Genomic DNA, 8,449 nt, shown 5'->3' with positions numbered 1-8,449 from the left:
TCTGTGTGAAGAAGTTCCCTTATACCTCATCGCCGAATTGCCCAGTAGTCAATAGAAAGAATCACTTTTGTCCAACCCGTCATGCTCGTGTCTGCATTGCAGGAAAAGAAAAAGGCACTGACTGCCTCGTCAATGCCTTTCTATATACGTTCCTATATCAAGCATTTGTGGAGTGTTCACCGAAAACATTCGCACGGATCCAAATTCCCTGCCAATGATTCTTGTTTGGTAACCCCCTATGCTTTCATCTACAGTCGAATTTTCTTGAATTCCTCAATCTGTGCCGTGATCGCACGTTCCGTGGGAAGACGCTCTGCGCTTGACGCGCCGTAGAACCCTACTACCCCTTCGGTATTTTCCAGAACGTATGTTGCGTCCTCTGGCTCAGCGATCGGACCCCCGTGACAGATAACCAGAATCTCTGAGTTGACCCCTTTCGCTGCGTCGTGAATGGCTTGCACCCGTTTAGCAGCGTCCGCAAGTGTGAAAGCAGTTTGCGCACCGATAGATCCCTTTGTTGTCAGTCCCATGTGTGCGACGAGAATATCCGCACCGGCATCCGCCATCTGCTCCGCTTCGGTTTCGTTGAAAGCGTAAGGTGTCGTGAGCATTCCCATCTGATGCGCTGTCCGAATCATCTCCACCTCGGGTCCGTATCCCATGTCGGTCTCTTCAAGTAGTTGACGGAATGTGCCATCAATCAGACCCACTGTCGGGAAATTCTGAACCCCAGAAAACCCGATCGCGTCTATCTGACCCAAGAAGACATCCATCAAACGAAACGGATCAGTTCCACAGACCCCTGCGAGTACGGGTGTGTCAGGAACGACGGGTAGTACTTCGCTCGCCATCTCAACAACAATCTGGTTCGCGTCGCCGTAAGGCATCATACCCGCGAGTGAACCTCTGCCCGCCATTCTGAATCTGCCGGAGTTGTAGATAATAATCAGGTCAATGCCACCGGCTGCCTCGCACTTCGCAGAGATACCTGTGCCTGCACCTGCTCCGATAATAGGTTTGCCTGCGTCAATATTGTTGCGCAGTTGCGCTAAAATTTCTTCACGTTTGAATTTCATGAGTGGTTGTCCTTGCGTATGATAATTGGGTGTAGTATACTATACCCATTATAGCAAAATATTAGATTTTGTCTAACACTTTTAACCTGTTTCATTCCACTGTTTTTTTACGGAAGTTCCTTTGAGAGAGTAAACATTCATGAATCTGCATAGCAAATCCACAAGCTGCGTTCTGATAGGTCTTTTCGCTCTATTTATAGGTGTCCTTTGTCCTCTTGTGGAGGCTTATATAGAAGGGCCCTGGCTGTGGATGATTGCCAAAGGTGGAGATATAGATAGCGATCAGCTGGCTGCCGCGAGTCAAGGAAGGCTTACGGAAAACCTCGTCGCTGCATACGGCGTAAACGAAGGCGATACCTTAGGACAGTTGCAATGGACCCGTGGGAATATCTTCCCGGAGATCGATTGCTTATTCTGGCGTTGGGGCTGCTATTCAGATAATGTTAACAGCGTTATTAATAGGATAGGGTTGAGCAACGACCGAGGGCTGAATTACCACTCGGCGTACGCTTTAATTAATATCTTCTCCCCGAAAGCCCGAAAAAACGTTGCGATGGGGGTTGGCAGTGACGACTCCGTCAAGGTTTGGCTTAACGGTGAAATCGTTCACGTAAACAAGGTGGATAGACGAACAACTGGCATTCAAGATCTGTTCCGCGTCAATCTGAATGCGGGGAATAATCTCCTACTTGTCAAAGTAAGTGATAACCTATGGAACTGGGGCATGTTCTTTGAGATTTATCTTGAGGCAGGCGATTTCAGCACTGCCCTTCCCGTTGCGACTGCGGATATTTCCCTCGCTGTACATCTATCCCAAAAATACAGGACCACGCTCCAAGACCCCGTGATTCAAGAAGTGCTTCCGAATTTACTGTCACGGCTTCAGGAACCGGAGATACAAGCCCTTTTAACCCCCTTCACGATAGATGCTATTGCTGGGAATCCAGACCTCCTCGCGCAGTTCGGTTTGCGGGATGAAGCGATAACATTTATTAAAGAAAACGCCGGGGTCAGAGTGATGCTCCGGGATCCAGACTTTCAGATACTGTTGCAAAATCCCACTGCTTTATCAGAATTCGCAGCACTCGTTACCGATGACGAGTCCGTTATACCTCCTGAAAAACGCCCTCTCCGCGCAGATGTTGACGGGAACGGAGTCGTAAATATCCTGGATCTCGTACGCATTACAACACGTTTGGGACGAACCGGTCCTGACGTAGCAGATGTTAACGGTGACGGTTCCGTTGATATTCGTGATATTGTTTTGGCTGCAGCTTTAATGAGTGCGAAAGCAGCCGCGCCTTCTGCTTGTGCTGGTATAGGAATAGGTCCCAATCAACCGCTCCTACGTCCTGAAGACATCCAACTCTGGCTAACCCAAATCCAACGCATTGACTCGCACGACCCAACCTTTCAAAGAGGGGTGATAGTCCTAAAGCACCTGATGGAGGCGTTGACCCCGAAAAAGACAGGACTTCTGCCCAATTATCCTAATCCGTTCAATCCTGAAACATGGATACCCTATCAACTCGCCGAAGCAGCAGACGTTATGCTCACTATCCATGCCACCGATGGTCGATTAATTCGGACGCTATCATTCGGGCATCAGTCTGCAGGCATGTATCAGAGCAAAAACCGTGCAGCGTATTGGGATGGTCGGAATGCGTTGGGTGAGCCTGTTGCGAGTGGGGTTTATTTCTATACACTCAGGGTTTCTGGAGAATCCACTGCGATACGGAAGATGTTCGTGAAGGCACGATACGGGAAAGGCTCGTTATCGGGAAAGATCGCAAATTCTGATGATGGAAAACGTTTAGCGGTCGCGTGTAACATCGGTATTTGGATGTATGACATAGAAACGGGCAAAATACTCAATCTGCTGACAGGGCATACGAATTGGGTGTGGAAACTGGCACACATCTTCGGACACTGGATGCACATCGGAATGCTGTTATTGGAATAGCGTTCAGTCCGGATGGAAAAACGCTGGCGAGTACAAGTTGGGATGGCATCGTGTTGTTGTGGGATCTCACATCCGATAATGTGGATTAGGCTGTGTACCTCATATTGTTGGAAGTCTTTGTAAGCCCGATTTACTATTACTGATGGCTGACAACTGAAAGCTGATAGCCAATAATCATATCCCTTTTTGTCGCTAACTCATGTTACGATTAAATTACAAACAATCTCTACCGAAAAAGGAAGCTTTCCGATGCAAAAAACATTGGTTCTAATTTTAGCGATTGTGCTGGCAATATGCGTTATTTCCGAAAACACTATCGCACAAGACACTCAGGACTGGCATTTGCGGCACTTACCCGAAGGCGTAAAAGCGCGGATCGGTAAAGGCGAGATTACAAAACGTTTAGCGGTCGCGAGTGGTATCGGTATTTGGGTGTATGACACAGAAACCGACAAAGCACTTGATCTGATAACAGGACATACGCATTGGGTTATGAGCGTAGCGTTTAGCCCGGACGATTCTCTGTTAGCGAGTGGGAGTGTGGATAGCACTGTCCGTTTGTGGGATGCACACACCGGCACTGAACTACACACGATGCAAGGACATGCGCATTCAATCATGGATGTAGCGTTCAGTCCGGATGGTTCACTGTTAGCAAGCACAGGTGAAGACGGGACTCTACGACTGTGGGATGTGGAAACCGGCACGCACCTTCGGACCCTGACAGGGCATCTGAGGTTTGTTTATTGTGTCGCGTTCAGTCCGGATGGAAAAATACTTGCAAGTGGAGGTGAGGACAAAACTATCCAGTTCTGGGATGTGGAAACCGGAGAATCGATTCGGGTGTTGACGGCACATAAAGGTGGTGTCCGTAGCGTAGCATTCAACCCGGATGGGAAGACACTGGCAAGCGGGAGTGGTGACGTTACCGTTCGCCTATGGGATGTGCAGACCGGTGAGTTGCTTCAAAAGATGGACGGACATACGAATGCTATCAATGACGTAGCGTTCAGTCCAGATGGACAACTATTAGCCAGTGGGAGTTGGGACTTTTCTATTCGTCTGTGGGATGTGCAGACAGGAAAACCTCTGCGGGTGTTATCTGGGCATACTTATGGTAGCGTGAATGTTATATTTAGCCCTGATGGAAAGACGCTGACGAGCGGTAGCATGGATGACACCGTGCGCTTGTGGGATGTGGAAACCGGCACCGAACTTCGGAAGATGGTAGCGCATACGCAGGATTTCCGTAGCATCGCGTTCAGCCCGGATGGTAAAACGTTGGCAGGTGCCACTGGGAACAATGCTGTCTACCTGTGGGATGTGCAGACGTGTGCATTGCTGCAGACACTAAAAGGGCATACGAAGTCTGTTAATGACGTAGCGTTCAGTCCAGATGGAAAGATATTGGCAAGTGGGAGTTATGACTCGACTGTGAGTTTGTGGGATATAAAAACGGGTGCAGCACTTCCGGCACTGCCTGGAGAAGTTTTTGGGTTCATAAGGGTTGCCTTTAGCCCAGATAGCAAAAGGCTGGCAGCTGTAGATGGTGGTGGTTATGTCTATCTATGGGATATGCAAACAGGTCTACGTATAAATAGGATGAAGGCACATCAGGCTAATGCCATCGCGTTCAACCCGGACGGTTCTTTGTTGGCAAGCGGAGGTTATGACGACACCGTGTGCACGTGGGATGGACATACCGGTGCCCCGCTCTTGACGTTGGAGAAACCACTTTATAGTGTAACGTTCAGCCCAGACGGAAAGATAGCTGCAAGTGCTGCTCGGGGCAGTACCATACTTTTATGGGATGCGGTGTCGGGTGAACCGATTCGGACGATAGAAGCGGATTGGAGATCTATCTATAGCATCGCGTTCAGCCCGGATGGAAAGATACTGACGAGTGGATCTAATGATGGCTTTGTGATGCTGTCGGATGTGCACACTGGCAAACATCTGAGGATACTCGAGGGGCATCGGGGAAGGGTAGGTCCCCAAAGCGTTGTGTTCAGTCCAGATGGTAAGATGTTGGCAAGTTCAAATGGTGGCATCGTGTATTTGTGGGACCTAAAATTTGAACAGTAGCAGGCACGCTTCGACGAATCATGCAGAAGACCAAAAGCGTATTCTGCCAAGCACATTTGACGTTGATTTGGCATAATCCGCAGTTGAGACAATTCACCGCCAAACTTGATAACAACTCAATCTTATACCAATAACACACCACACAGGAGAACACACCTATGAAAAACAGATTGCTCTTGATCTTGATACCACTCTGGATAACGCTCTTATGCACATTCATCCTTATCGCCCAAGAAACCCTCCCACCTCCGAAAGGTATCGTAGCACAGATAGGGAAAGGACGAGTTGGAGATGTCGAGTATTCCGCAGACGGCACGCGGATCGGCATCATTAGTGGGACAGGCATTTGGATATACGATGCAACAACATTACAACTCACCAGCGTTATCCGTAACACTCCGAGGTTGTATAACTCCGCATTTCCTCCAGATATCAACGTCATCGCAAGAAGCGAAACTTTTGATTACTTACATATCTGGGATCCCGACACATCCTCACAAGCACTACAAGACATTGAATTTGTCGCCGGTATCTGTTCCACCTACAACCGAGAAATGGGCAAAATCGCAATCGGTAGCGGAGAAAGTACCACGCGTATATGGGACGTGAAAACTGGGAAGTTAGAGAGAACACTTCAGAGAACAGACGAGAAAGAAACATTCATTCACAGTGTAGCGTTCTCACCAGATGGAACGCGACTCGCCGCTGGAGACGGACCGAACACCATTTCCATTTGGGATACAGCGACAGGCAAACGCAAACACGAACTCAAAGGACATAATAAAATTGCGCAAAACATGGCGTTCAGTCCGGACGGCAGCACGTTGGCAAGTGCCAGTTCGGGCAACAACATCTTTCTGTGGGAGACACAAACATGGCAACAAATAGGCACACTTACCGGCGAAATGTCAGGCATAGATCACATCGCCTATAGTCAGGATGGCGAACTTTTAGCCGCAGGATGCGGAGATGGGCGCATCCATTTGTGGGATGCAAACACAGGCAAGCTCCGCAAAATGCTCACCGCACACCAAAGCCGCATTTCGGTTGTCGTCTTCGTTAGGGATTCGCATACACTCGTCAGTTGCAGCGAATACGGAACGCTACGTCAGTGGGACATTGATACCGGTGAAAATACGCTGTCAGCGGAAAATGATTACAACACTTTCTCCAAATTTGCATTGAGTCGCGATGGGAAAAAACTTGCAGGTCTGAGTGAGTTTAGTACCCCGTATCTATTTGACATCACAGTGCCCGCCTCACCAAAATTGGTAAAGAGAATTCACACCAGGGGTGCTGTAGATATCGGCTTTAGTCCGGATGGAAAAACATTCGCTACGGTGGAAACCGACGAGACCGCTTATTTATGGGACATGAAAATAGATATACCGGAACACTTGCCCGGGCTCCTCACGGAAATTGATACCACCCTATGGGGCATGAAAATAGATAGGCCGAAACTATCATTCAAAGGACATACAGCACAGATCGCGTGTATTGCCTTCAGTCCAGATGGAAAAACATTCGCCACCGGCGGATTTGATAATACCGTCCGTCTATGGGATACAACAACAGGTAAGACGAAGAGAATCATCGAAGAACATAACGGAGGGGTTGAGAGTCTCGCTTTCAGTCCCGATGGAAAAACAATCGCCAGTGGAAGCGAAGATAGAACCGTCCGTTTATGGGATACCAACACCGGTGAACAAAAGCAGGTAATCCGTGGACACACAAGGGGCATCGTAGACATCGCCTTCAGTTCCGATGGAAAAACAATCGCTGCTGCGGCTTATGACCCGAATATCTATCTGTGGGATGTGGACACAGGCGAACGGCAGCCATTTCCGCACACGCATAAGAGGGGTATCGTCACCCTCGCCTTCAGTCCCGATGGTAAATTGTTTGTGACTGCGGATGCAGATGGGATTATGAAGATTTATGATGTAAGCGCAAAGAAGCTGCTCCGTATGTTTGACATAGGTAGTAGGGTTGAAAATCTGGAATTTGTTATGGATGGCAAAATACTTGTCAGTGTCTGCGATGGTATCATAACTTTGTGGGATATGACCCCGTAGGTTGGGTAACGCAAAGCGAAACCCAATCTATGAACTAACTCATGTTAAAATATAAGTGAAAACAACACCCCTGAAAAAGGAAAATTCTCATGCAAAAAACATTGATTCTGATTTTAACGACGGGATTAGCACTGTGTGTTATTTCACAAAATACTATCGCCCAAGATACACAAAATTGGCAGTTGCAGCACTTACCCGAAGGTGCTAAAGCGCGGTTCGGTAAAGGCATGATAACAGGAAATTTCGCGAATTCCAATGACGGCAAACGCTTAGCAGTAACATGTGCCATCGGTATTTGGATATATGATACAGAAACAAACAAACCACTTAACCTGATAACCGGGTATACACATTGGGTTACGAATGTAGCATTCAGTCCGGACGATACCCTGTTGGCAAGTGCGAGCATGGATAGCACCGTCCGTGTGCGGGATGCGCGCACCGGCACTGAACTTTGGACGATGCAAGCACATGAAGATAAAATCACAAACATAGCGTTTAGTCCGGATGGGAAATTGCTGGCAAGCGCAAGTGAGGACAAGACCATCCGGCTGTGGGATGCACGCACCGGCGAACATCTGCGTACGCTTGAAGGACATCTCGGGGCAGTCACAAGCGTCACTTTTAATCCAGATGGAAAAACACTGGCGAGTGGAAGTGATGACGAAACCGTTCGGCTCTGGGATGTGCAGACGGGGAAAACGCTGCACGCGTTCATAGCGCATCAGGACAAAGCCTCAACGTTCAGCTCGAAAATCTCAGACATTGCGTTCAGCCCGGATGGGAAGTTGCTAGCAAGCGCAAGTGAAGACACAACCGCCCGTTTGTGGAATGTGGAGACACGCGAGTCTATTCATAAGTTGCTTGAACGGAACGCGAATGCTCTTTTTAGTGTAGCGTTTAGTCCAGATGGTAAGACGCTGGCAGGTGGAAGTTACAAGACGATCAATCTATGGGATGTGCAGACAGGGACATACCTGCTAAAGTTGGAAGATAGCATCGATTGCAAGAGTCTCGCATTTAGCCCAGATGGGAAGACGCTAATAAGCGGCAACAGATACAACACCGTGCATCTATTATTGAATGTGGAAACCGGCATAGAATTTCGGAGGATGATAACGCATACACAGTCCATCGGTAGCCTCGCGTTTAGTCCAGATGGAAGGATATTGGCGAGTGGCGGTTTGGACAATACAGTTCATTTGTGGAATATGCAGACAGGCAAGTTACTGCAGACAGACAATGTTGTG

Annotated in this window: 6 protein-coding genes; 5 read left to right on the top strand and 1 reads right to left on the bottom strand. The window is 48.3% G+C overall.

The window, feature by feature from the left end:
• Positions 1–248 precede the first annotated feature (248 nt).
• Positions 249–1,076, bottom strand: coding sequence for a phosphoenolpyruvate hydrolase family protein (locus J4G07_21765; GenBank protein MCE2416612.1), 828 nt, complete (start codon positions 1,074–1,076; stop codon positions 249–251).
• A gap of 250 nt (positions 1,077–1,326) precedes the next feature.
• Between J4G07_21765 and J4G07_21760 the strand changes: the two genes are divergently transcribed.
• The 5 genes from J4G07_21760 to J4G07_21740 all read left to right on the top strand — a co-directional run.
• Positions 1,327–3,039 (top strand): hypothetical protein, encoded by a 1,713-nt coding sequence (locus J4G07_21760; GenBank protein ID MCE2416611.1) that lies wholly within the window; start codon positions 1,327–1,329, stop codon positions 3,037–3,039.
• Entirely contained in the window at positions 2,979–3,128 is a 150-nt protein-coding gene (locus J4G07_21755) for a hypothetical protein (GenBank protein MCE2416610.1), read from the top strand. The genes J4G07_21760 and J4G07_21755 overlap by 61 nt, the downstream gene beginning before the upstream one ends.
• A 160-nt stretch (positions 3,129–3,288) precedes the next feature.
• Entirely contained in the window at positions 3,289–5,124 is a 1,836-nt protein-coding gene (locus J4G07_21750; protein ID MCE2416609.1) for a PD40 domain-containing protein, read from the top strand.
• Positions 5,125–5,282: 158 nt separating this feature from the next.
• Positions 5,283–7,199: a WD40 repeat domain-containing protein gene (locus J4G07_21745; GenBank protein MCE2416608.1), complete on the top strand. Its 1,917-nt coding sequence runs from the start codon at positions 5,283–5,285 to the stop codon at positions 7,197–7,199.
• An 89-nt stretch (positions 7,200–7,288) separates the two neighbouring features.
• On the top strand, positions 7,289–8,449 hold a 1,161-nt coding region (locus J4G07_21740), incomplete at its 3' end, for a WD40 repeat domain-containing protein (protein ID MCE2416607.1).

It is taken from the genome of Candidatus Poribacteria bacterium, from assembly GCA_021295715.1.
Lineage (GTDB): Bacteria > Poribacteria > WGA-4E > WGA-4E > WGA-3G > WGA-3G.
The sequence above is the reverse complement of the archived record's forward strand: the minus strand, read 5'-3'. Positions and strand labels throughout refer to the sequence as shown.

What these genes read in the sequence shown, in the direction of transcription:
- J4G07_21745 (MCE2416608.1), top strand. Translation starts at nt 5,283, where the DNA reads ATGAAAAACAGATTGCTCTTGATCTTGATACCACTCTGGATAACGCTC.
- J4G07_21760 (MCE2416611.1), top strand. Translation starts at nt 1,327, where the DNA reads ATGATTGCCAAAGGTGGAGATATAGATAGCGATCAGCTGGCTGCCGCG.
- J4G07_21765 (MCE2416612.1), bottom strand. Translation starts at nt 1,076, where the DNA reads ATGAAATTCAAACGTGAAGAAATTTTAGCGCAACTGCGCAACAATATT.
- J4G07_21750 (MCE2416609.1), top strand. Translation starts at nt 3,289, where the DNA reads ATGCAAAAAACATTGGTTCTAATTTTAGCGATTGTGCTGGCAATATGC.